The 23,643-nt window shown below is 61.8% G+C and carries 16 protein-coding genes; 10 read left to right on the top strand and 6 right to left on the bottom strand.

Going from position 1 to position 23,643, the window contains the following annotated elements; translation table 11 throughout:
- Positions 1-142: 142 nt before the first annotated feature.
- From GXB78_RS03765 to tpx, 5 genes are all read right to left on the bottom strand, one after another.
- On the bottom strand, positions 143-1,612 hold the full coding sequence (locus GXB78_RS03765; RefSeq protein WP_329514356.1) for an efflux transporter outer membrane subunit: 1,470 nt from the start codon (positions 1,610-1,612) through the stop codon (positions 143-145).
- A complete protein-coding gene (locus GXB78_RS03760; protein WP_329514355.1) occupies positions 1,609-4,716 on the bottom strand; it encodes an efflux RND transporter permease subunit in 3,108 nt (1,035 codons plus the stop codon). The genes GXB78_RS03765 and GXB78_RS03760 overlap by 4 nt, the downstream gene beginning before the upstream one ends.
- Positions 4,717-4,828: 112 nt before the next feature.
- Positions 4,829-7,921 carry an MdtB/MuxB family multidrug efflux RND transporter permease subunit gene (locus GXB78_RS03755; RefSeq protein WP_329514354.1) on the bottom strand — a complete coding sequence of 1,031 codons (3,093 nt, stop codon included), beginning with the start codon at positions 7,919-7,921 and terminating at the stop codon, positions 4,829-4,831.
- Complete coding sequence (locus tag GXB78_RS03750; protein WP_329514352.1) at positions 7,918-9,222, bottom strand: MdtA/MuxA family multidrug efflux RND transporter periplasmic adaptor subunit; 1,305 nt, start codon at positions 9,220-9,222, stop codon at positions 7,918-7,920. Before GXB78_RS03750 ends, GXB78_RS03755 begins: the two co-directional genes overlap by 4 nt.
- A 174-nt stretch (positions 9,223-9,396) precedes the next feature.
- Positions 9,397-9,897: a thiol peroxidase gene (tpx, locus tag GXB78_RS03745; protein WP_310047809.1), complete on the bottom strand. Its 501-nt coding sequence runs from the start codon at positions 9,895-9,897 to the stop codon at positions 9,397-9,399.
- A 308-nt stretch (positions 9,898-10,205) separates the two neighbouring features.
- Here tpx and GXB78_RS03740 point away from each other — a divergent pair, with 308 nt between their 5' ends.
- The 10 genes from GXB78_RS03740 (at position 10,206) to GXB78_RS03695 (ending at position 22,856) form a co-directional block, all read left to right on the top strand.
- Positions 10,206-10,634 carry a YciI family protein gene (locus tag GXB78_RS03740; protein WP_329514345.1) on the top strand — a complete coding sequence of 143 codons (429 nt, stop codon included), beginning with the start codon at positions 10,206-10,208 and terminating at the stop codon, positions 10,632-10,634.
- 178 nt (positions 10,635-10,812) lie between these two features.
- Positions 10,813-11,826, top strand: a complete 1,014-nt coding sequence (locus tag GXB78_RS03735) for a SphA family protein (protein ID WP_329514343.1) — start codon at positions 10,813-10,815, stop codon at positions 11,824-11,826.
- Between the two features lie 22 nt (positions 11,827-11,848).
- The gene (locus GXB78_RS03730) at positions 11,849-12,829 is read left to right on the top strand and encodes an AAA family ATPase (protein WP_329514341.1); all 981 of its coding nucleotides are present in this window, start codon (positions 11,849-11,851) and stop codon (positions 12,827-12,829) included.
- Entirely contained in the window at positions 12,826-13,761 is a 936-nt protein-coding gene (locus GXB78_RS03725) for a DUF58 domain-containing protein (RefSeq protein ID WP_329514339.1), read from the top strand. Before GXB78_RS03730 ends, GXB78_RS03725 begins: the two co-directional genes overlap by 4 nt.
- On the top strand, positions 13,758-14,357 hold the full coding sequence (locus GXB78_RS03720) for a DUF4381 domain-containing protein (RefSeq protein ID WP_329514337.1): 600 nt from the start codon (positions 13,758-13,760) through the stop codon (positions 14,355-14,357). The genes GXB78_RS03725 and GXB78_RS03720 overlap by 4 nt, the downstream gene beginning before the upstream one ends.
- On the top strand, positions 14,344-15,336 hold the full coding sequence (locus GXB78_RS03715) for a vWA domain-containing protein (RefSeq protein WP_329514335.1): 993 nt from the start codon (positions 14,344-14,346) through the stop codon (positions 15,334-15,336). The genes GXB78_RS03720 and GXB78_RS03715 overlap by 14 nt, the downstream gene beginning before the upstream one ends.
- A 1-nt stretch (position 15,337) precedes the next feature.
- Entirely contained in the window at positions 15,338-16,918 is a 1,581-nt protein-coding gene (locus GXB78_RS03710; RefSeq protein ID WP_329514334.1) for a VWA domain-containing protein, read from the top strand.
- Positions 16,915-18,330, top strand: a complete 1,416-nt coding sequence (locus GXB78_RS03705; RefSeq protein ID WP_329514331.1) for a hypothetical protein — start codon at positions 16,915-16,917, stop codon at positions 18,328-18,330. Before GXB78_RS03710 ends, GXB78_RS03705 begins: the two co-directional genes overlap by 4 nt.
- Before the next feature lie 253 nt (positions 18,331-18,583).
- Entirely contained in the window at positions 18,584-20,158 is a 1,575-nt protein-coding gene (locus tag GXB78_RS03700) for an arylsulfatase (protein WP_329514329.1), read from the top strand.
- Between the two features lie 193 nt (positions 20,159-20,351).
- Positions 20,352-22,856, top strand: coding sequence for a fused MFS/spermidine synthase (locus GXB78_RS03695; RefSeq protein WP_329514327.1), 2,505 nt, complete (start codon positions 20,352-20,354; stop codon positions 22,854-22,856).
- 216 nt (positions 22,857-23,072) lie between these two features.
- On the opposite strand, the gene GXB78_RS03690 is transcribed toward GXB78_RS03695, so the two are convergent.
- A complete protein-coding gene (locus tag GXB78_RS03690) occupies positions 23,073-23,597 on the bottom strand; it encodes a hypothetical protein (protein ID WP_329514325.1) in 525 nt (174 codons plus the stop codon).
- Positions 23,598-23,643 lie beyond the last annotated feature (46 nt).

Here is a 23,643-nt window from a genome sequence, read left to right as displayed (position 1 = left end):
CCTACATTGGCCTGTATTGGCCGTAATCCCGCGCCAGGCACAGATCCCCTGTAGGAGCGAGCCTGCTCGCGAAGGCGTCGGCACAGCCAACATCTCACTCGACTGACCCACCGCTTTCGTGAGCAAGCTCACTCCAACCGACTCAGCGGTTGTCGCTGACGTCGAGTTGGCCATCCCAGCCGCCGCCCAGTGCGGCAATCAGTTGCACGCTGGCGATCAGCCGGTTCTGCAGAATATTCAGCACACTGCGTTCGTTGCTCAGCGCCGTGGCCTGTACGACCACCACGTCGATATAGGCAATCAGCCCGGCCTTGTACTGGTTTTCGGTGAGGCGCAGGGAATCGCGGGCGGCATCCAGCGCTTCCTGGCGCACCGCTGCTTCGTCTTCATACACCTTGAGCTGGACCAGATAGTTTTCCACTTCGCGGAAGCCGTCTAGCACGGTCTGCCGGTAGCGGGCGACGGTTTCGTCGTAGGCCGCTTCGCTGCGGTCGACCTCGGCCGAACGAATGCCGCCGTCGAACAACGGCAACGACAGCTGCGGGCCGACCGACCAGAAACGGTTCGGCAGGCTGATCAGGTTTTTCGAGGTACTGCTGCTGTAGCCGCCGCTCAGACTCAGGGTCAGGTCCGGGTAATACGCAGCTTTCGCCACGCCGACATTGGCGTTGGCGGCAATCACCGAGCGCTCGGCCGCAGCGATGTCGGGGCGTCGTTCGAGCAATTGCGAAGGCAGGCTCAACGGCACTTGCGGCAGCTTCGGGATGTTCTGGCTTTCGGCAATGCTGAAGTTCGCCGGCGCTTCGCCAGTGAGCACCGCGATGGCGTTTTCAAACTGTGCGCGCTGCCAGATCAGATCGACCAGATCGGCCTGGGTGCTTTTCAACTGGGTTTGCGCCTGCGCCACCGCATCGCGCCCGGAGACCCCGGCGCGATATTGGTTCTGAGTCATTTTCAGCGAGCGTTCATAGGCGGCGACCGTGGCCTCGAGCAAACGCTTCTGCTGATCGATGACCCGCAGTTGCAGATAGTTCTGCACCAGTTCCGATTGCTGGCTCAGACGCATCGCCGCCAGATCGGCAAAACTCGCCTGGGCGTTGGCCTCATCAGCCTCCAGCCCACGGCGCAGCTTGCCCCACACGTCCGCTTCCCAACTGACGCCCAGTTGCGCAGTGTAGGTGTCACGAATACCGCTCGAGGAACTGCTCAGGCTTGAACTGCTGCTGCCGGTGCCCTGACTCGAACGGTTCTTGCCCAGACTCAGGTCAACGCTCGGGTAAAACGCCCCGCGCGCACTGCGCACCAAAGCCTGCGCCTGACGGAACTGTGCTTCGGACTGGGCGACGGTCTGGTTGGCGCTGTTGAGTTTCTCGATCAAGGCGTTGAGCTGCCGGTCGCCGTACAACTCCCACCAGGCGCCCCGGGCGAGCGAGTCGCTTGGGTTGGCCTGACGCCAGCCTTCGGCTTCCTTGAACTGAGCGATTTCGGCAGTTTGCGGGCGCTGGTAGTCCGGGCCAACGGCGCAAGCGCTGAGCAGCGCCACGCACAGCGACAGGCTCAACAGGCGCGAGCCGCGGACGGTGGCCAATTGGATAAGCGAACGGTCAGTCATAGCGGAGTTTCCAGAGCGGCATCAGTGCGCACGCCACGCCATTTGTTGAAACGATGGCGCAGCTTGTCGAGATAAAGGTAAACCACCGGGGTGGTGTAAAGGGTCAGCACCTGGCTGAACACCAGGCCGCCAATGATGGTCAGGCCCAGCGGCTGGCGCATCTCCGCACCCTCGGCGCGGCCGAGCAGCAGCGGCAAGGCGCCGAGTATCGCCGCCAGCGTGGTCATCAGAATCGGCCGCAGCCGTTGCAGGCAGGCGCTGCGAATCGACTCCAGCGGCGACAGGCCCTGATGGCGCTCCAGTTGCAGCGCGAGGTCGATCATCAGAATGGCGTTTTTCTTCACCACGCCGATCAGCAGGAATATCCCCAGCAGGGAAATCAGGCTGAACTCGCCGCCCAGCGCGTAAATCGACAACAGCGCGCCGACCCCAGCCGAAGGCAAGGTCGAGAGAATGGTCAGCGGGTGGATGTAGCTTTCATACAGCACACCGAGTACCAGATACACGGCGAGCAACGCACCGAGGATCATGAACGGCTGGCTCTTCTGCGTGGCGGCAAAGGCATCAGCGGTGCCGGCCATTTTCGCGATGACATCTTCCGGCAGGCCAACTTTGGCGATTGCCCGTTCAATGGCGGCACTGCCCTGCTCCACGGTCACGCCTTCGGCCATGTCAAAGGAGATGCTTTCGGACGCGAACTGGCCTTCATGGCTGACCCGGTCGTTTTCCAGGCTGTTTTCGTAATGGGCGAATGTCGACAGCGGCACCCGCGCACCGTCAGCGGTAATCACCTCGACCTGCTTGAGCGTCACCGGATCCTGGGCGTATTTCGGATTGACCTCCATTACCACCTGATACTGGTTGAGGCTGTCGTAGATCGTCGAAATCTGCCGCTGACTGTAGGCGTTGTTGAGCACCGCGGTGACCATGTTCATGTCGACACCGAGGCGTTTCGCCTGATCCCGGTCAACTATCAACGTCACCTGCTGCGCCCCGGCACCTTCGCGGGCATCAATGGCCGTCAGCTCGGGCAAGGCACGCAATGCGGTGACCACTTTCGGGAACCACTTGCGTAATTCTGCGAGGTCGCCGCTTTGCAGGATGTAGGTGTACTGCGAACTGGTCTGCTCGCGGCCGCCGCCGAATTGCAGGTCCTGGTCGGCCATCAGCATCAATTGCGCACCGGGCACCTTGGGCATTTCCTTGCGCAGGCGTTCGATGACCTTCTGCGCCGACAACTGGCGGTCCTTGATCGGTTTCAGGCGCACGATCATGAAAGCGTTGTTGGTACCGTTGTTGCCGCCAATGAACCCGGCCACGCTCTCGACCGCTTCGTCCTTGAGCACGGCGCGGCGGAAGGTTTCCATTTTCGGCTGCATGACGTTGAACGACAGCCCATCGTCGCCGCGCACAAAACCGATCAACTGACCGGTGTCCTGCTGCGGCAGAAAGGTTTTCGGCACCACCACATAGAGCGCAATGTTGACCCCGACGGTGAGCAGCAGGCTGAACAAGGTCAGCCGCCGATGACGCAACACCCAGTCGAGGCTGGTGGCGTATTTGCCGACCATCCAGTCGTTGGTCTTCTGGCTCCAGCGTTGCAGACGGTTTTCCTGGCCCGGCGTGTGGGGCTTGAGCCAGCGCGCGCAGAGCATCGGTGTCAGCGTCAGGGAAACCACCAGCGACACCACGATCGCCGCCGCCAAGGTGATGGAAAACTCGCGGAACAGGCTTTCGACCAGCCCGCCCATAAAGAGAATCGAGAGGAATACCGCCACCAGCGAGACGTTCATCGACAACAGGGTGAAACCGACTTCCTTGGCGCCGAGATACGCCGCCTGCATCGGTTTGACGCCTTCGTCGATATGCCGGGAAATGTTTTCCAGCACCACGATGGCGTCGTCCACCACCAGACCGGTGGCCAGGATCAGCGCCATCAGCGACAGGTTGTTCAGCGAAAACCCGTACAGGTACATCACCGCAAAGGTGCCGACCAGCGACACCGGCACCGCCAGGGTCGGGATCAGCGAGGCGCGGAAATTCCCGAGAAACAGGTACACCACCAGCACCACCAGGGCGACGGCGATCAGCAAGGTCATCTCGGCTTCGTGCAGCGTGGCCTTGATCACCGGCGAGCGATCCATGGCCAGATTCAGTTTGACGCTGGCCGGCAGCACCGCTTGCAGCGCCGGCAACTGCGCCTTGATCTCGTTGACCGTCTCGATGATGTTGGCGCCGGCCTGACGGTTGATCACCAGCAATACCGCCGCGTCATCGTTGAAGAAACCGCTGTTGTAACGGTCTTCGACGCCATCGCTGACTTTCGCTACGTCCTTGAGACGCAAGGCGGCGCCGTCGGCGTAATGAATGATCAGCGACTCGTAATCCTTGGCTTTCTCCAACTGGTCGTTGGCCTGGATCTGCCACAAGCGCTCACTGTCCTCGACCGAGCCCTTGGGCCGGCGCACGTTGGCGTCGGCGATGGTCTTGCGCACATCGTCGAGGGCCACGCCATACTGGTTCAGCGCCTGCGGTTCGAGTTCGATGCGCACCGCTGGCAGCGAACTGCCGCCGATCTGCACTTCACCGACGCCCTGCACCTGCGAAAGGCTCTGCGAGAGGATGGTCGAGGCCAGGTCGTAGAGCTGGCCTTTTTCCAGCACGTCCGAGGTCAGCGACAGCACCATGATCGGCGCCTGCGACGGGTTGACCTTCTTATAGGTCGGCATGCTGCGCATCCCGCTTGGCAGCAGATTGCGCGAGGCATTGATCGCCGCTTGCACTTCCCGCGCCGCGCCGTTGATGTCGCGGTCGAGGTCAAATTGCAGAATGACCCGCGTCGAACCCTGGCTGGAACGGCTGCTCATGGTGTTGACGCCGGCAATCGCACCGAACGACCGCTCCAGCGGCGTCGCCACCGTCGAAGCCATTACCTCGGGACTGGCGCCCGGCAGACTGGCCTGAACGACGATCACCGGGAAGTCCATCTGCGGCAGTGGCGATACCGGCAAAAGACCAAAGCTGACACCGCCGAGCAACATGATGGCCAGAGACAGCAGCATGGTTGCCACTGGGCGTTTGATGAAAGGGCCGGAGAGGTTCATAGCGTCGAGCTCCAAGCTGCAAGCTGCAAGCTACAAGCTGTTCCTGCGCGCGCAGGCTGCTGTTTTCTTGCAGCTTGAAGCTTGTAGCTTGAAGCTGCTTTCACCACGCCGCTCACACCACCTCTCCCGCGACAGGCTTGGTCCAACGCCGCCCCAACCGATCGAAAGCCAGGTAAATCACCGGCGTCGTGAACAGCGTCAACACCTGACTGACGAGCAAACCGCCGACCATCACCAGACCCAACGGCTGACGCAGCTCAGCCCCGGAACCGGTGGCGAGCATCAGCGGCACCGCGCCGAACAGCGCCGCCAGTGTGGTCATCAGAATCGGTCGGAAGCGCAGCAGCGCCGCCTGATAGATCGCGTCTGCCGGGGCCATGCCCTGGGTGCGTTCGGCGTCGAGGGCGAAGTCGATCATCATGATCGCGTTCTTCTTGACGATACCTATCAGCAGGATGATGCCGATGATCGCGATCATCCCCAGATCGTTGCCGCTGAGCAGCAACGCCAGCAAGGCACCCACCGCGGCAGACGGTAAGGTCGAAAGAATGGTGATCGGGTGGATATAACTCTCGTAGAGCACGCCAAGCACGATGTACATGGTCACCACCGCCGCCAGAATCAGCAGCAAGGTGCTCGCCAGCGAAGCCTGAAACGCCTGTGCCGCGCCCTGAAACTGAGTCTGCACGCCGACCGGCATGCCGATGTCCTGCTGGACCTGCTCGATGATGTCCACGGCATGCCCCAACGCCACGCCGGGCGCGAGGTTGAACGACATCATCACTGCCGGGAACTGGCCGATGTGGGTGATCGCCAATTGCGCCTGACGCTCTTCGACGTGCGCCAGACTCGACAGGCGTACCTGCGCGCCATCAGTGGTCTTGACGTGAATCTGATCCAGCGCCTGCGGGCCGATCTTCTCCCCCGCCTGGGCTTGCAGCACCACGCGGTACTGGCTGGCCTGGGTGTAAATGGTCGAAATCTGCCGCTGGCCAAAGGCGTCGTACAGCGCATCGGTGATATTCGCTACCGACACGCCAAGGCGCGAAGCGGCGTCGCGGTCGATCACCAGATAGACCTGCAAGCCTTTGTCCTGCAAGTCGCTGGCAACGTCGGTCAACTCCGGACGTTGCGCCAGAGCCTCGACCAGACGGCCGCTCCACTGGCTGAGCAATTCGGAGTCCGGCGACGACATGCTGAACTGGTATTGGGTGCGGCTGACCCGATCCTCGATGGTCAGGTCCTGCACCGGCTGCATGAACAGCCGAATGCCGACCAGTTTGTCCAGTTGCGGTTGCAGGCGTGTGATCACTTCAGTGGCGCTCAGATCACGCTCGCCATGGGGCTTGAGGTTGATCAGCAAGCGGCCGCTGTTGAGCGTGGCGTTGTCGCCGTCGACCCCGATGTAGGACGACAGGCTTTGAACTGCAGGATCTTCGAGAATGATCTTCGCCAGTTGCTGCTGCCGCTCGCCCATCGCCGCGAAGGATATCGACTGCGGTGCTTCGGAAATACCCTGAATCACCCCGGTGTCCTGCACCGGAAAAAAGCCCTTCGGCACGATCACATAAAGAAACACGGTCAACGCCAGTGTGCCGATCGCGACCAGCAAGGTCAGCGGCTGATGCTTGAGCACCCAACGCAGCATCCGCCCGTATTCGTTGATCATCCAGTCGATGAACGCACCGCTGGCACGATAGAACCGGCCCTGCTCGTGTTCTTGCGGTTCACGCTTGAGCAGGCGCGCGCACATCATCGGCGTCAGGGTCAGCGACACGACCAGGGAAATCAGGATCGCCACGGCCAAGGTGATGGCGAATTCGCGGAACAGCCGCCCTACGACGTCAGCCATGAACAGCAGCGGAATCAATACGGCGATCAGCGACAGCGTCAGCGAAATCAAAGTGAAGCCGATCTGTTTCGCGCCCTTGAGCGCGGCCTGCATCGGGCTGTCACCCTCTTCGATGAAGCGCGAGATGTTTTCGAGCATGACGATGGCGTCGTCGACCACAAAACCGGTGGCAATGGTCAGCGCCATCAACGTCAGGTTGTTCACCGAAAAACCGGCGAGGTACATCACGCCGAAGGTGCCGATCAGCGACAGCGGCACAGCCACGGACGGAATGATCGTCGCACTGGCGCGGCGCAGAAACAGGAACGTGACCATGACCACCAGCGCGATGGCGATAAGCAATTCATGCTGCACGTCGGTGACCGAAGCGCGGATGGTCTGGGTGCGGTCCGTCAGCACAGTGACGTCGAGGCCGGCCGGCAAGTTGTCGGTGATACTCGGCAGCAGGGCCTTGATGCGATCAACCACTTCGATAACGTTGGCACCGGGCTGACGCTGGATGTTCAGCAACACCGCCTGATTCTGGTTGGCCCACGCGGCCAGACGCTCGTTCTCGGCGCCATCGACGATTTCCGCGACGTCCTTGAGCCGCAACGGCGCGCCGTTCTTGTAGGTCAGGATCAGGTTGGCGTAGTCCTCGGGCGAGGTCAGTTGGTCGTTGGCATCGAGCATCGACACCCGGGTCGGGCCATCGAAGTTGCCTTTCGGCTGGTTGACGTTGGAGGCACCGATCAGCGTGCGCACGTCCGACAGGTTGAGGCTGTTGGCCGCCAGCGCTTCGGGGTTGACCTTGATCCGCACCGCCTGGCGCTGACCGCCGGCAATGCTGACCATGCCCACGCCGCTGATCTGGGCGATTTTCTGCGCCATGCGCGTATCGACCAGATCGTTGAGCTTGGGCAGCAACATGGTTTTCGAGGTGATGGCCAGGGTCAGCACCGGGGTGTCCGCCGGGTTGACCTTGTTGTACACCGGCGGCGCCGGCAGGTCGGTCGGCAGCAGGTTGGTCGCAGCGTTGATCGCGGCCTGCACCTGCTGCTCGGCGACATCCATGTTGATGTCGAGGCTGAAACGCAAGGTCAGCACCGAAGCGCCGCCGGAGCTGGTCGAAGCCATTTGCGTGAGACCGGGCATCTGCCCGAACTGGCGTTCAAGCGGCGCGGTGACGGCGCTGGTCATTACGTCCGGACTGGCGCCGGGGTACAGGGTCATGACGCGGATGGTTGGGTAATCGACCTGCGGCAAGGCCGAAACCGGCAGCAGGCGATAAGCGATCAGGCCGGCCAGAACAATGGCCAGCATGCTCAGGGTGGTGGCTACCGGACGGAGAATGAACAGCCGCGAAATGTTCATGCGCCCTTCTTGGCCTTGTCAGCGGTGGTCGCGTCTGGATTGGCGGCGGACTTGCCTTGCAGGTGTTCGGTCGGCGAGGTCGGCACTTCGCTGCTGTCATTGACCACTTCGACTTCGCTGCCCTCCTTCAGGCGGTCGGTGCCTTCGAGCACCACCCGATCGCCAGCGGCGAGACCTTCGGTGACCACGGTATTGTCACCGTCGCTGGCACCGATTTTCAGTTGGCGAATGGTGACTTTCCTGTCGCCGTCCAGCGCATAGACGAAGGTGCCGTTGGTGCCGAACTGAATCGCCGCCGACGGTGCCAGCACTACACCTTTCAACGTGTCGGCCAGCAAGTGAACATTGACGAATTGGTTGGGGAACAGCGACTGGTCGCGGTTATCGTAGCGAGCCTTGAACTTGAGCGTGCCGGTAGCCACGTCGATCTGGTTGTCGAGGCTTTGCAGCACGCCGGTGGCCTGCAACTTGGTGTCGCCACGGTCCCAGGCTTCAGCGGGGAGCTTGGCGCCGCTGCGGTAACGGGCGAGCACAGTGTCGAGGCTGTTTTCCGGCAAGGTGAAGGCAACGCTGATCGGTTGCGTCTGGGTGATCACCGCGAGGAACGTGGTGTCGTTGGCGGCGACGAGGTTGCCGACGTCGACCTGACGCAGACCGACGCGGCCGGCAATCGGCGCGCGGATCCTGGTGAATTCGAGATTGAGCTTGGCGTCGTTGACCGCCGCCTGATTGGTCTTGACCGTGCCCAGATACTGGCCGACCAGCGCTTCGGCGGTGTCGAGGGTCTGTTTCGCGATGCTGTCTTCCTTATACAGACCGCGATAACGCTCGACGTCGACCTGGGCGTTTTTCAGTTGCGCCTGATTCTGCAGCAACGTGCCTTCGGCCTGGAGCAAAGCATTCTGGTAAGGACGCGGATCGATCTCGGCCAGCAGGTCGCCCGCCTTGACCATCTGCCCTTCCTCAAAATGAATCTTGACCAGTTCGCCGCCCACCCGGCTGCGGACGTTGATGGTATTGAGCGCGGTGACCGTGCCCAGAGCCTTGTAATACAGCGGGAAGTCGCCCTTCACCGCCGGCGCCACACGCACCGGAATCGGCCCGGTACCGCCGCCGAAGCCTGGGCGCGCCATCCCCGAGCGCCCGGTATGCCCGGCAGTCGCTTTGTCGCCTCCAGCCTTGTCAGCAGAGCCGGCGGGCCAGAATTTCCAGCACAGGACAGCGATGACCAACAGGACAAGCAGGCTGATCAGCCAGCGACGGGACTTGCGGGGGGACGATTGCATGGAGTTATTGACCATTGGGCGCGTGGGCTTCTATTACGGGAGGCTGAACGATAAGCACTGAGTGGATTTAAGCAAAGCAGCTTTACCGGCAATTTACCTTCCACTTACGTTTCAAGGTGTAAGGCAAAACCCTGATACACAAATGAAAACGGCCTGGACAGGGCCAGGCCGTTAACAATTGTAAAAGCCTTACTTGAGAACGGACAGTGCCGCTTCGTAGTTTGGTTCTTCAGCGATTTCCTTGACCAGTTCGCTGTGCAGGACGTTGTCGTTTTCGTCCAGAACAACAACAGCACGAGCGGTCAGGCCTTTCAGCGGGCCGTCAGCAATGGCCACGCCGTAGTTTTCGATGAACTCGCGGCCACGCAGGGTCGACAGGTTCTGTACGTTTTCCAGACCTTCGGCGCCGCAGAAGCGCGCCTGGGCGAACGGCAGGTCAGCGGAGATGCACAGCACCACGGTGTTGCTGATGTCGTTGGCCTGGGCGTTGAACTTGCGCACGGAGGTGGCGCAGGTCGGGGTGTCAACGCTTGGGAAGATGTTGAGGACTTTGCGCTTGCCGGCGAAGTCTTGCAGGGTGACGTCGGACAGATTGCCGGCTACCAGGGAAAAGGCTGGCGCCTTGGAACCGGCTTGTGGCAACTGGCCATTGACTTGAACCGGATTGCCTTTGAGGGTGACTTGAGCCATGACTTGAGTCCTTCTGTTTTTGGATTGGAAAGCATGCAAGAGGCGGAAGTTAACCACGAAATCGACCGCCGACCTATGCCCTGTTTGAAATTGTTGGGCGCTGGCCCGGCGGATTGTATACAACTCTCTGTAGGAGTGAGCCTGCTTGCGATAGCGTTGTGTCAGCCTGCCCCATTCGAACCAGATATATCGCAATCGCGAGCAGGCTCACGCCACATGAGATCGCTTTTATATTTCAGATTCTGTCGATTCAGCTCCGCCCCATTCGACTAACCGGCGAATCTCCCCCATTTCAAGGAGTACCCGCCATGCGTTTCATGATCCTCGTCAAAGCCAGCGCCGATTCCGAAGCCGGCCTCATGCCCAGTGAAGAACTGCTCAGCGCCATGGGCAATTTCAACGAAGAGCTGGCCAGGGCTGGCGTTCTGGTCGACGCCGATGGCCTGCACCCGAGCAGCAGAGGCGCTCGGGTGCATTTCTCCGGTGACAAACGCACGGTGATCGACGGGCCGTTCATCGAGACCAAAGAACTGGTGGCGGGCTACTGGATCTGGGAAGTGAAATCGAAAGAAGAAGCCATCGAATGGGTCAAGCGCTGCCCCAACCCGATGCCGGGCACCGAGGCTGAGATTGAAATTCGGCAGATATTCTCGGCTGAAGATTTTGGCGAGCAACTGACGCCGGAGGCGCGCGAGCAGGAAGTGCGCATCCGCGAGCAAGCAAAAAAAAACAACTGAAATCCCCGACATGAAGGCTGACCCGCCTCCACCAACGAATTAATTCCTTCGACTGGCTAACCCCCGATTAGCTGCTAGTTTCAGAAGGACGTGTCCTACAGGCTTGATAAGCAAAGGGATAACGCAGTAGCGGCGCAACAGTGCCCAGTTGTCCGGAAAAACACCATGGAATCGGGAAATGATCTGCAGTCGAGCCGGGAACACACGATTTCTGCCGGGGTCGGGCGGCGTGGCGCTCACCCTGTTCAAGCCCGGGATTGCGCTCGCTGTCCTGTCGCTGTCCTTGGCCTCCAGCCCATTGCTGTACGCCGCTGAAGGTGGCGTCGGTCGGCCGATCACCGGCCAGCAAGTGTTCTCCAACGCTGGCATCGTGCCGCCGGAACCAGGCTGGGTAATGTCGCTGACCAGTATCTGGTACGACGGCTCGCTCAAGGGCAGCGACGGCGCACCCATTTCCGGCGCGATCAGCGGCGGGATCGACATGAAAGTCTCCTACACCATCGCCAACTTCACCCACGTCTGGGACACCGGCAAGGGCCGCTGGAATTTCGCCTCTGCCATGGGCGTGCCGGTGCAATACACCGACATCAAGGCGAGCATTACCGGCCCGCGCGGGCGCACTTTGGGTGACAGCGATTCCGGCACGCAGCTTGCCGATGCGCTGATCACCCCGATCGCCGCTGGTTATCACTTCGACGAATTCAATCACCTCTCGCTGTCGCTGCCGATCTACGTGCCGACCGGTGCCTATAACGAGGACCGCCTCGCCAACCCCGGACAGAACAACTACACGTTCATGCCGACCGTGGCCTTTACCCACCTCGACGGCAAGGGCGGCGAGTTCACCGTGTCCAGTGGGCTGGAGTTCTATACCGAAAACGAAGCCACCGACTATCGCAACGGCAACATCTTCACCCTCGATGCCCTCTGGACCCATGGCTTGGGCAATGGCTGGAACGCCGGACTTGTCGCCGGCTACGTGCAGCAACTCACCGATGACAAGGGCCAGACCGCCGATGTCTTCAACGGTTATCGCGGCCGTTCGGTTGGCGCCGGCCCCGTCATCGGCTGGGCCGGCAAATTTGCCGATGCCCAGGCGAATATCAGTGCGCGCTGGGTGCCGGAGTTCGACACCAAAAACCGCCCCGAAGGCAACGGCTTCAGCGTCAACCTGACCCTGGCGTTTTTCTAGACCCGGACACAAAGGACTGCCCATGAGTGCTCTCACCGATCTCAACGCCCTGCAAGCCAGCATCGCCGAAGCGGTGCTCGGTCAGGATCAAGTCATCCGGCAGATTCTGCTCGGGCTGTTGGCCAACGGCCATTTGCTATTGGAGAGTTTGCCCGGGCTGGCCAAGACACGCACGGTCAAGGCACTGGCCAAACACCTTGATGCCAAGATGAGCCGCATCCAGTTCACCCCCGACCTGTTGCCCTCGGACATCACTGGCGCCGAGGTGCTGCACCAGGTCGAGGGCAAAAACGAGATCCGATTCCAGCCCGGCCCGCTGTTCGGCAATCTTATCCTCGCCGACGAAATCAACCGCGCCCCGGCCAAGGTCCAGGCGGCGCTGCTCGAAGCCATGGAGGAACGCCAGATCACCGTCGCCGGCAACAGCCATGCGCTACCGGAGCTGTTCATCGTCGTTGCGACGCAGAACCCGATCGAGCAGGAAGGCACCTACCCACTGCCGGAAGCGCAGATGGACCGTTTTCTGATGAAGGTGCTGCTCGATTACCCCAGCGCCGAAAACGAAAGCCAGGTGCTGCGCTTGCTGCGCAACGAAGAGTTCGCGCAAGGTGCGAGCACCACGCCGGTGAAGAGTTTCACTTTGCCGCAAGAGGTGATTTTTGCTGCGCGCAAGGAAGTCAGCGCCGTGCACGTCTCACCGGCCATCGACACTTACCTGATCGACCTGATCAACGCCACCCGCCACCCCGCCGACTACGACGAAGACCTCGCACGCTGGATCGCCATTGGTGCCAGTCCCCGTGGCGGCATTGGCCTGGACCGCTGCGCCCGCGCCGATGCGTGGCTGCAGGGGCAGGATTTCGTCTCGCCGGACAACGTCCGTGCCGTAGTTCATCCGGTGTTGCGCCATCGCTTGCAACTGAGTTACGACGCGGTGGCCGATGGTGTCAGCGCCGATCAGGTGCTCGACCGGATTCTCGACAAAGTGGCGATTCCGGCATGAACGACGAAGGTCTGGTCTACGTCTCTCTCGCGCAATTGATGGCGCTGGAGTTCAAGGCCCGCGACCTGAGTTTTCTTGCCCGGCAACCGCAAGGCAGCATCCTCGCCGGCAACCACGCTTCGCGCCTGCGCGGTCGCGGTCTGAATTTCGATGAGTTGCGCCGCTATCAGCCGGGCGATGACCTGCGCCACCTCGACTGGCGCGCTTCGTTGCGTACTGGCAAACCGGTGGTGCGCACTTTCACCGAAGAACGCGACCGCCCGGCCCTGATCGTGGTCGACCAGCGCATGTCGATGTTTTTCGGCTCGCAGCGCAGCTTCAAATCGGCAGTCGCCGCCGAACTCGCCGCGCTGGCGGCGTGGATGGTCTTTCATGCCGGGGATCGGGTTGGCGGTCTGGTCTTCAACGACCAGCGTATCGACAGCATCGCGCCTTTGCGCAGCCGCAAGCGTGTCGAAGCGCTGCTCAGCCGCGTAGTGCAGCAAAACCGCGCGCTGAACGCCGGTAATCCCGACGCCGAAGATCAAGACCAATTGGACAAAGCCTTGCAGCGCTGCCTCGGCGTGGCCGGGCACGACCACTTGATCTGCATCGTGAGCGACTTTGCCGGCGCCGGTGAACGCACCTTGCAATTGATGCGGCAGCTGTCGGCGCACAACGATGTGATTGCCTTGCAGGTCTATGATCCGCTGGCACTGAAACTGCCGAACAACGGTCGCCTGCTGGTCACCCAGGGCGAGTTGCAGGTCGAACTGGCGATCGAGAGACGTAACGTGCAGCAGCCGCTGGGGGATTTTCTCAGCGGGCGGCTCAAGGACGTCGCCAGCCTGCTGCGCCGCAGTCAGGTGCCGCTGATGATGATCAGCACCGCCGAGGACGCCCATGGGCAATTGCGCGCCGAACTCGGCAAAAGCGCAGGGGGCGCGCGATGAACCCGAACATCCCCAGCATCGATCAGCTAAAGGAGCTGGCCCTGCCTGCGCCCGTCAGCTATGCGCCGCAAACCTGGGGCTGGTGGCTGTTGCTGGTGGTGCTGGTACTCGCCGCGCTGTTGATCGGCCTGCGCAGATACGGGCAATGGCGCCGCGACCGCTATCGCCGCGAAGCGCTGGCGCGACTGGCGCAGTTGCGCAGCCGCAGCGACGACCTCAATGCCCTGCGCGAATTGCCAGAGCTGCTCAAACGTGTGGCGCTCTCCATGCCAACTCGATCGCGGCGCTGGAATGCATTCCCTGTGGGAGCGAGCCTGCTCGCGAAGACGTCAGTGCATGCAATACCTCGATCCACTGACACAGCGCCATCGCCAGCAGGCTCGCTCACACAAGGGCCGGCGGCGCTCGGCAGAGATGACTGGCAGGAATTTCTGCAACGGCACTGCAAAAACAGAATGCCCGCCGACTTCAGCGACCGACTCGCCCAACTCGCCTACGCGCCGGACCCGGTATTGCGCGCCCTCCCCGCAGCGCAACGGCAAATGCTCTTCGACACCTGCCAATACTGGGTGGAGCATCACCATGTGGCAGCTTGATTACCCCTGGCTGTTGCTCCTGCTGCCGCTGCCATGGCTGGCCTACCGCTGGTTGCCCGCCTACGACGAAGCACGCAGTGCCGTGCGCGTACCGTTTTTCGGCGCGATGAGCCGCGCCGTCGGCGAAGCACCGGGCACCGCTGGCAGTCGGCGCAATCACTGGCAATTGCTGCTGAACCTGCTGGTCTGGGCGCTGATCGTGCTGGCGGTGGCGCGTCCGGTATTCATCGAAAAGCCGATCGAACGCCAGCAACCGGTGCGCGACCTGATGCTCGCCATCGACCTTTCACAATCGATGGAAACCGAGGATTTCACTAATGCTCAGGGCGAAAAAATCAATCGCCTCGCGGCAGTCAAAGGCGTGGTGCAAGGCTTCATCGACAAGCGCAAGGACGACCGCATCGGCCTGATTGTCTTTGGCAGCGCCGCCTATCCACAGGCACCGCTGACCCTCGATCACGCCAGCCTGTTGTTGTTGCTGGCCGATACCGGGATCGGCATGGCCGGACCCAACACAGCGATCGGCGACGCCATCGGTCTGAGCCTGAAACTGCTCGACAACGCCCATGAACAGGAAAAAGTCCTGATCCTGCTCACCGACGGCAACGACACCAGTAGCGCCATCACCCCGGATCACGCCGCTGAAATGGCGGCCAACAAGGGCGTGGTCATTCATACCATCGGTATTGGCGACCCCGACGCATTCGGTGAAGCCAAGATCAATCTGCAAGGCCTTGAACAGATCGCCAACACCACCGGCGGCCGGTTCTTCCGCGCCGAAGACCGCACGGCGCTGGATCAGGTCTACAACACCCTTGACCAGCTCACTCCGCATCAGGTGAAAACCCTTAGCCACCAACCGCAACGGGAGTTGTTCTACTGGCCGCTGGGCGCGGCACTGCTGTTGTTGACGGTGTATCAGCTCGGCGCGCTGTTGCGCCCGAACCTGACGGCTGCGCTACAGCGACAGGAGGCTTGAGATGGAGATCAACCTCAGCGATTTCCACTTCCTGCGACCGCTGTGGCTGCTGTTGGCGCTGTTCGGCGCAATGCTGCCGCTGATCTGGCGCCGCAGCCGCGATCTGCAAAACCGCCTGCGCGGCAACATCGCCGAGCATTTGCTGCCGCACCTGTTGATCACCCCGCAGGATCACCAGCGCTTGCGCCCGGTACACCTGCTCTGCGCGCTGCTGGTTCTCGGCGCCCTCGCCGCGGCCGGACCGACCTGGGAGCAGGATCGTCCGGATTTTCTCGAGAACCGTGCGCCGTTGATCGTGGCCGTCGACTTGTCACCATCGATGGATGCCAACGACGTGCAGCCGACGCGACTGGAGGCGGTGAAGCACAAGTTGCATGATCTGATTCAACGCCGCGCCGGTGCACGGACTGCGCTCATCGCCTATGCGGGCAGCGCGCATCTGGTGTTGCCGCCAACCGACGATCCGGCACTGCTCGACAGTTTCATCCAGGCCCTGGGCACTGGCTTGATCGACAAACCGGGCAAGAACGTCGCCGCTGTGATCGTGCAAGCGAAACGCTTGCTCAGCGCCGAGAAAACCCCGGGCAGCCTGCTGCTGATGACGGACGGAGCCGAGAGCGCGCCACTGAACGATCTGGCGAAACACCTCGACGGCAGCGCATTGCAGGTTCTGGTTCTGGCGGTGGGCAGCGAAGACGGTGGCGTCATCACTGGCGCCAGCGGTCAGCCGAAAATCGACAGCAGCGGCCGCCCGGTGCTGGGCAGTTTCGATCGAGCGGCCCTCAAGCAACTGGCCTCGGCCGTGGATGCGCCGCTCGGCAGTCTGACCCTCAATAACGATGACCTGGAGTGGATCGAGTTGCACGCCCGGCAACACTTCCAGAGCGCCAGCGCCGAACAGCACGAGTTGCACTGGAAGGACGCCGGTTACTGGCTCTGCTGGCCGTTGCTGTTGCTGGCGCTGTTCAACGTGCGCAAGGGCTGGAGTGTCAACTGGATGCCGGCGCTGGTTTTGGCCGTGGGGCTCGGCTGGCCTACGGCGCCGGCGCAGGCCAACGCCTTCACCGATGCGTTTTTCACCCGCGACCAGCAAGGCCGCTGGGCGTTCGAGCATGAGCACCTGCCCGAGGCGGCGGCGCTGTTCGTCGACCCGTACTGGAAAGGCGTCGCGGCCTATCACGCCGCCGATTACGACCTGGCATTGGCGACCTTTGCCCGTCTGGACACGCCGCAGGCGTACTTCTACCTGGGCAACATTTACGTGCGCCGCTTCAAGTTCGATCAGGCGATTGCCGCCTATGGCCAGGCGTTGAAAATGCAGCCGCAGTTCCCCGAAGCGACGGCCAACCTGGCCTTGGCCCAGGCGCTGCTCAAGGACACCGAAAGCGCCGAGAAAAATGCCCCGCAAACCAAACCCGATGAAGTCAAATTCGACAAGGCACCGGGCAAGGGCCAGAGCAAGAAGGTCGAGACCGAACAAGCGGCGTCCGACGCGCTGTGGCTGCAAAACCTGACTACCTCGCCGGCGAAGTTTTTACGGCAGAAATTCAGCTTGCAGGATCAGCAGGGAGTCCGGCCATGAAACGGGTCGTGCCCTTCGCGAGCAGGCTCGCTCCCACAGAGAACTCGCGGCGTATGCAAAACCATTGTGGGAGTGAGCCTGCTCGCGATAGCGGTCTGACTCACACCACCGCCATCCTGGTCTTGCTCGCAATCTGCCTTCTCGCAACTCCAACTTTTGCAGGCCCGCCAATACTCAAAGTCCAGACCCACCTCAACCCCAGCGAAGGCGCGATGGTCGGCGGTCTGGTCGAGCTGCAGCTCGATGTCCTCACCGACACCTGGTTCACCAGCGCCGCCGCCCTGCCCGAGCTGAAAATCGACGGTGCGCTGGTGATGCCGCCAAACGGTCAGGCGCAGCATCTGAACCAGACCATCGATGGCCAATCGTTCACCGGCCTGCGCTATAGCTATCTGATCACCCCCAACGTCGCGCGCCGTTTCGACATCCCGGCGCTGACCGTACGCGCCACACCTGGCCAGGCCACTAAGGCAATCAGCGCGCAAAGCCAGCCGCTGGGTTTCAGCGCCGCCCAGCCGCCCGGCTTTGTGCCCGGAGAAGCGCCGCTGGTTGCCAGCGGCCTGCGCTTGAATCAGACCGTTATCAAATCGGCGACGGCCCTGAAAGTCGGAGACAGCGTGACCCGCGAGCTCACCCTGCAGGCCGATGGCGCGTTGGCCATGGCCCTGCCGATTCCGACTTTCAGTGATATCGCCGGTCTGAGTCGCTACGCGAAGACGCCACGAGTCACCGCGCTGGACGACGGCCGCGGCAGCATCCTCGGAGGCCAGCGCGTCGACAGCGCCAGTTATCGCATCGACAGCGCCGGCACCTACACGCTGCCGGCCATCAGCGTGAAATGGTGGGATTCCTCTGCGCGACAAATCCGTACCGCTGAGGCGCCGTCCGTGAGCTTCGAGGCCGCGGCCAACAGCGCCTACAAGCCAGTGTTTTCGGTCACTGAAGACCTCAAGCAACTGCAACAGAATCACTTGCACTTCTCGAGCCGCTGGCTGCTCTGGCTGGCGCTGTCGGTCGGCCTCGCCGCCAGTGTGTACTGGCTGCGCCCCGTCGCCGTTCGTGCCCATCAGCGCTGGCTCGCGCACAAACGGGCGAAGCAATTGGCCTGGCAGCAATCGGCCGCGTTCGCCTGGCAACAGATCAACCCGCAACTGCAAGCCAGGCCGGCGCAACTCACCGCACTGTATCTGTGGCTGCGGCGCAGTCGCCTGGGCTTGAAACTCACCGGCGCCGGTCCGCGTTTGCAGGGTTTGTTACTCGGGATTTATGGCCGTCAGTCTGCGGTCGATCAAGCACTTGTTCAGCTGCGCCAATCGTTGTCTACGCTTCAAAGTCAGGTCGCCAGGCAACAGGCGAAACCCGCACCAGCCCTGCGCCCGCTCAACCCTGTGCATGAGAAGGATTTCACATGATCAACCCGTTGCCGCGTCGCCAACGTTTCGGTCTCGTTCTGCCGTTGACTCCGGAATATCGGCCGGCTCGACAACGCCCTCGACGAAGCGAATGCCCGTGGCTGGACCGTGGTGGACATGGCGTCCGATTGACTCCGGATCTACCCGTTCGATGCCCTGGCAACCGAGCAAGTGCAATAAGAAAGCGTGACGCAGGAGAGCAATAAACGTTTGTCGAAAAAAAACGACCCCCGTGCAAAAAGGAGCAAGTCAGATGACTCGCATACGCAAGTGGCTACCGAAACTCGCCCTGGTGGCAACCTCGGTGATGGCGCTGTCGGCAACCGCCACAGCGGCTGAGAAACCCAATATTCTCGTGATCTTTGGCGATGACATCGGCCAGACCAACATCAGTGCCTATTCCATGGGCGTGGTGGGCTACAAGACGCCGAATATCGACCGCATCGCCAAAGAAGGCATGATCTTCACCGATTACTACGCCGAGAACAGCTGCACGGCTGGGCGTTCGTCGTTCATTACCGGGCAGACGCCGTTGCGAACGGGCTTGTCCAAAGTAGGCATGCCCGGCGTACCGGTGGGCTTGCAGGCGCGCGATGTCACCATCGCCCAGGCGCTGAAAGCCCAAGGCTACGCCACTGGTCAGTTCGGCAAGAACCACTTGGGCGACAAGGACGAATACCTGCCGACCAACCACGGCTTCGATGAATTTTTCGGCAACCTGTATCACCTCAACGCCGAAGAGGAACCGGAACGCCCGTACTGGCCCAAGGATGACGCCGAGTTCGTCAAGGCCGCCTCGCCTCGTGGCGTGATCCACAGTTTTGCCGACGGCAAGATCGAAGACACCGGCGCGCTGAACAAAAAACGCATGGAGACCATTGACGACGAAACCACCGCAGCGGCGCAAGCATTCATCGAGAAGCAAGCCAAGGCGGACAAACCGTTTTTCGTCTGGATGAACACCACACGCATGCACGCCTTCACGCATGTGCGCGAATCCATGCAAGGGCAAAGCGGCATGGTCGGCAACGAATATGCCGATGGCATGCTCGAGCATGACGGCGACGTCGGCAAGCTGCTCAAGACACTCGATGACTTGAAGCTGACGGACAACACCATCGTCGTCTACACCACCGACAACGGCCCTAACCAATGGTCGTGGCCGGACGCCGCAACCACGCCATTCCGCAACGAGAAGAACTCGAACTGGGAAGGCGCGTATCGGGTACCGGCGATGATTCGCTGGCCGGGCAAGGTCAAGGCAGGCGAAGTCTCCACGCAAATGTTCTCCGGTCTGGACTGGTTCCCGACGCTGTTGGCCGCCGTGGGTGATACCGACATCAAGGACCGCCTGCTCAAGGGCGCCGATGTCGGCGGCAAGAACTTCAAGGTGCACCTGGACGGCTATAACCAGCTGGACTACCTGACGGGCAAAACCGACAAGAGCGCACGCAAGGAGTTCTACTATTTCAACGATGATGGTGTGCTGGTCAGCATGCGTTTCAACGATTGGAAACTGGTGTTCTGTGAGCAACGCGCGCCGGGCGGCCTGGAAGTCTGGAGCGAACCGTTCACCTGCCTGCGTGTGCCGAAAATGTTCAACCTGCGCATGGACCCGTACGAACGCGCCGATGTCGTTTCTGACCAGTACTACGACTGGCTGACGAAGAACGACTACCTGATTTTCGATGGCACCCGCCGCGCGGCGAAGTTCCTGCAGACCTTCGTCGACTATCCACCTAGCCAGCGTCCGGCGAGCTTCAGCATCGACCAGATTCGTGAAGATGTGGACCGCCGTATCGAAGAAAAAATGAAGAAAGCCCAGTAATAACGCTGCACCGCCGCCCGCCTTCATCGGCGGGCGGCCCTGTTTTCGACAAGGGACCGTGTCGGCTTCGTTCGCGAGCAGGCTCGCTCCCACAAGGGACTTGTGGCGTATACGAGTCCAATGTGGGAGCGAGCCTGCTCGCGAAGAGGTCGGCCCAGTCAACCTGTTTTTGAACTGAAACAAGGCCCATCGCATGTCCTCACGTATCGCCAGCAAGCCGTCGGCCATACCCGTACCACAAACCGCGTCTGCCACCTCGCTGTTCCCCGCCCTGCTGTTATGCATCTCCGGCGCGGCCGCGCTGGTGTACCAGGTGTTGTGGATCAAACAGCTGTCGCTGGTGGTCGGCGTCGAGGTCTACGCGATCACCGCCGGCATCAGCGCGTTTTTCGCCGGCCTCGCTCTCGGCGGCTGGCTGTTCGGGCGCTGGGCCGACCGCTTGCAACAGCCGGTTCTGCTCTATGCCGGGCTGGAAGTGCTGGTGGCGATTCTCGGCGTGGGCGCGACAGTGGCCATGAGTCTGGCGGCCAGTCCGTTTGCCTGGTTGCAAGGTCACGTTGGCGTGCTCGCGTGGCTGTTGCCGTTTGCGCTGGTGGGCATTCCGGCGATGTTGATGGGCGGGACGCTACCCGTGCTGGTGCGTGCGCTGACGGCTGAGCCGGGCAAGGCTGGCGGACAGTTGTACGCAGCGAATACGCTGGGCGCGATCATCGGCACTATGCTCGCCGCGTTCGTGCTGATCGCCAGCCTCGGCGTACGCGGCAGTGCGCTGTTCGCCGCGATGCTCAACCTGCTCGCCGCTGCCGGTGCGCTGTGGTTGCAGCGGCAGCAGCCACTGCCGCTGGCCACGCCGGTCAAACACATCGACGCAAGGGCGCCCGACCGCACTGCGCTATGGCTCTACGCGATCGCCGGTGGTGTGGCGCTGGGCTATGAAGTGGTCTGGTCGCAATCGATCGTGCAGTTCATGAGCACGCGTACCTATGCGTTTGCCGTAGTGCTGGCGACTTATCTGACCGGGCTGTTTATCGGCAGCGCCCTGCTCGCCCGGCGCGTCGAACGGATTCGCGATCCGTGGGGGGTGTTCGGCTTGTTGATCGCCGGTGCCGGCCTGATTGCGCTGCTGGAGATCGCCGTACTCGGCCGCTGGCTGGTGCTGGCGCAGAGTCAGGCGGAAACCTGGCTGCTGAGTCTGGACGCCAGTGAACTGGCCGGCATGAGCGCACGCTTTGCCGTCGCAGCCATGAGCATCGTCTTCGTGCCGACCCTGTTGCTGGGCGCGGCGTTCCCCTTGGCGTTGCGCCTGAGTGTCGGCAGCGAACGTGTCGGCCGCGACGTCGGCGCCGTGATCGCGTTCAACACGCTGGGCGGGATCATCGGCGTGATGCTCTGTGGTTTCGTGTTTATTCCTTTGCTGGGGCTGGTCCGCACCCTCGGCCTGCTGGCGCTTGTCGCAGCAGCGATCGGTTATCTGGCGGTGCGCAAGGGCAATGGTGTGGCGAAGGGTCGGCGTCAGGCCGTGGTCGCGCTGGGTCTGGTTAGCGTAGCAGTGGCGGCGCTGACCCCCGTCGACAAACTCGCCAGCCTGATGCCCGGCGCGCGCAACGGCACGCTGGCGTTCTATGAGGAAGGACGTGGCGGCACTGTCGCCGTGGTCACTCAGGGGCGTGGCGAAAACACCTTCCACCGCTTGTACATTCAGGGCGTGTCGAACACTGGCGATGCCATGCCATCGCTGCGCTACATGCGCATTCAGGCGTTGCTGCCTCTGCTGATCCACAACGGTGAACCGCGCTCGACCCTGGTGATCGGCTTCGGCACCGGCATCACCGCAGGTGCGATGCTGCGCTATCCGGGTCTGGAGCAACGGGTGGTCGCCGAGTTGCTGCCCTCGGTGGTCAAGGCGGCGCCGTTGTTCAAGGGCAACTTCAATGCGGCCAGCGATCCCGGCGTCGATGTGCGCCTGCGCGACGGTCGCCAGGAACTGCTGCGCAGCGCACAGACCTATGACGTGATCACCCTGGAACCACCACCGCCCTCCGCCGCCGGTGTGGTCAATCTGTATTCGCGGGACTTCTATCAACTGGCCGCCAAGCGCTTGCAGGACAAGGGCATCGTTGCCCAGTGGCTGCCGCTGCCGACACAAAACATCGACGACTCGCGCTCCTTGGTGCGCAGCTTCCTTGACGTGTTCCCGCATGCCTCGCTGTGGACCAGCGAGTTCCACGAAATGCTGCTGGTCGGCTCGATGGCACCGATGGAACTCGACGCCGCAAAAATCACCGCGCGCTTTCAGCAGGACAGCGTACGCAGCACCTTGCAGGACGTCGGCATCAGCTCGGCGGCGGCGCTGCTGGCAACCTGGGTCACCGATCGCGCCGGCCTCGAACGCTTCGCCGCCGATGCACCGGCAGTGACCGACGATCAGCCACGCATCGAGTACGCGCCGTGGGTGCGCAGCAAGGAAATCACCCGCGTGTTACCGGCACTGCTGGACCTGTACCAGGCCCCGACGCTGGTGAATGCCGACGCCGGATTCACCGAACGCATGGAAGCGCACCGGCAGCGCCTCATGCAGTTTTATCGGGCTAGCCTGCATGCCTATGACGGCGATCGGGATGCGTGGGCACGGGATATTCGGGAGGTGATGCAGGCGGACCGGGCGAACCCATATTATCGGTGGTTTGTCGGGCAGTAAGGCGGGGACTGACAGAGCGCTTTCGCGAGCAGGCTCACTCCTACAGGTGGATTGCGTATCACCTCGGAAACAGGTCGCCCGTCAGGCCGCTTTCGCGAGCAAGCTCGCTCCCACAAAAGCAAAAAGTAAAGCAGCGCAGCTGCCCGCGGCGAAGCCGCCCCACTCAACAATGAGCGTTAGCTCGAGTGCTTTTGATCTTGATCCACAGGTCGCCCGTCAGGCCGCTTTCGCGAGCAGGCTCGCTCCCACAAAAGCAAAAAGCAAAGCAGCGCAGCTGCCCGCGGCGAAGCCGTCCCACTCAACAATGAGCGTTAGCTCAAGTGCTTTTGATCTTGATCCACAGGTCGCCCGAAAGCAAAAAGCAAAGCAGCGCAGCCCCGCGGCGAAGCCGCCCCACTCAACAATGAGCGTTAGCTCGAGTGCTTTTGATCTTGATCCACGGGCGACTTCGGAAGGCTGAGTGGAGGGATTGATCCGGGGGTGGGAGCGCAGCGACCGTTTGGCGCAGCCAAACACATCGAGAGGAGGTGCAGCGAAGCAAACCGGAGGCGATGCGCCCGGATCGATCCCGCAGCGAAGGAACCCGAGCCTGCGAGGGCCGAACGCAGGAGCAAGCGTTTTTTTGCTTACTTTTTTTAGGCGTTTGTAAAAAAAGTGAGTCGCCGTCAGGCGAAACCATAAGCGGCCGTGACCGCAGCAACGGATATGCCCCCAAAAAACCAAAAAACCAAAAAACCACAACCCCAGCCCCAAACAGGCAAGCCCCCAACCGAAACAGTGGGAGCGA

It is taken from the genome of Pseudomonas moraviensis subsp. stanleyae, assembly GCF_036283065.1.
Taxonomy (GTDB): Bacteria; Pseudomonadota; Gammaproteobacteria; order Pseudomonadales; family Pseudomonadaceae; genus Aquipseudomonas; species Aquipseudomonas stanleyae.
This window is presented reverse-complemented; position numbering and strand designations above follow the sequence as displayed.

Bases quoted from the DNA above. Each gene is read 5' to 3' on its own strand.
- GXB78_RS03765 (WP_329514356.1), bottom strand. From the start codon at position 1,612: ATGACTGACCGTTCGCTTATCCAATTGGCCACCGTCCGCGGCTCGCGC.
- GXB78_RS03760 (WP_329514355.1), bottom strand. From the start codon at position 4,716: ATGAACCTCTCCGGCCCTTTCATCAAACGCCCAGTGGCAACCATGCTG.
- GXB78_RS03755 (WP_329514354.1), bottom strand. From the start codon at position 7,921: ATGAACATTTCGCGGCTGTTCATTCTCCGTCCGGTAGCCACCACCCTG.
- GXB78_RS03750 (WP_329514352.1), bottom strand. From the start codon at position 9,222: ATGGTCAATAACTCCATGCAATCGTCCCCCCGCAAGTCCCGTCGCTGG.
- tpx (WP_310047809.1), bottom strand. From the start codon at position 9,897: ATGGCTCAAGTCACCCTCAAAGGCAATCCGGTTCAAGTCAATGGCCAG.
- GXB78_RS03740 (WP_329514345.1), top strand. From the start codon at position 10,206: ATGCGTTTCATGATCCTCGTCAAAGCCAGCGCCGATTCCGAAGCCGGC.
- GXB78_RS03735 (WP_329514343.1), top strand. From the start codon at position 10,813: ATGATCTGCAGTCGAGCCGGGAACACACGATTTCTGCCGGGGTCGGGC.
- GXB78_RS03730 (WP_329514341.1), top strand. From the start codon at position 11,849: ATGAGTGCTCTCACCGATCTCAACGCCCTGCAAGCCAGCATCGCCGAA.
- GXB78_RS03725 (WP_329514339.1), top strand. From the start codon at position 12,826: ATGAACGACGAAGGTCTGGTCTACGTCTCTCTCGCGCAATTGATGGCG.
- GXB78_RS03720 (WP_329514337.1), top strand. From the start codon at position 13,758: ATGAACCCGAACATCCCCAGCATCGATCAGCTAAAGGAGCTGGCCCTG.
- GXB78_RS03715 (WP_329514335.1), top strand. From the start codon at position 14,344: ATGTGGCAGCTTGATTACCCCTGGCTGTTGCTCCTGCTGCCGCTGCCA.
- GXB78_RS03710 (WP_329514334.1), top strand. From the start codon at position 15,338: ATGGAGATCAACCTCAGCGATTTCCACTTCCTGCGACCGCTGTGGCTG.
- GXB78_RS03705 (WP_329514331.1), top strand. From the start codon at position 16,915: ATGAAACGGGTCGTGCCCTTCGCGAGCAGGCTCGCTCCCACAGAGAAC.
- GXB78_RS03700 (WP_329514329.1), top strand. From the start codon at position 18,584: ATGACTCGCATACGCAAGTGGCTACCGAAACTCGCCCTGGTGGCAACC.
- GXB78_RS03695 (WP_329514327.1), top strand. From the start codon at position 20,352: ATGTCCTCACGTATCGCCAGCAAGCCGTCGGCCATACCCGTACCACAA.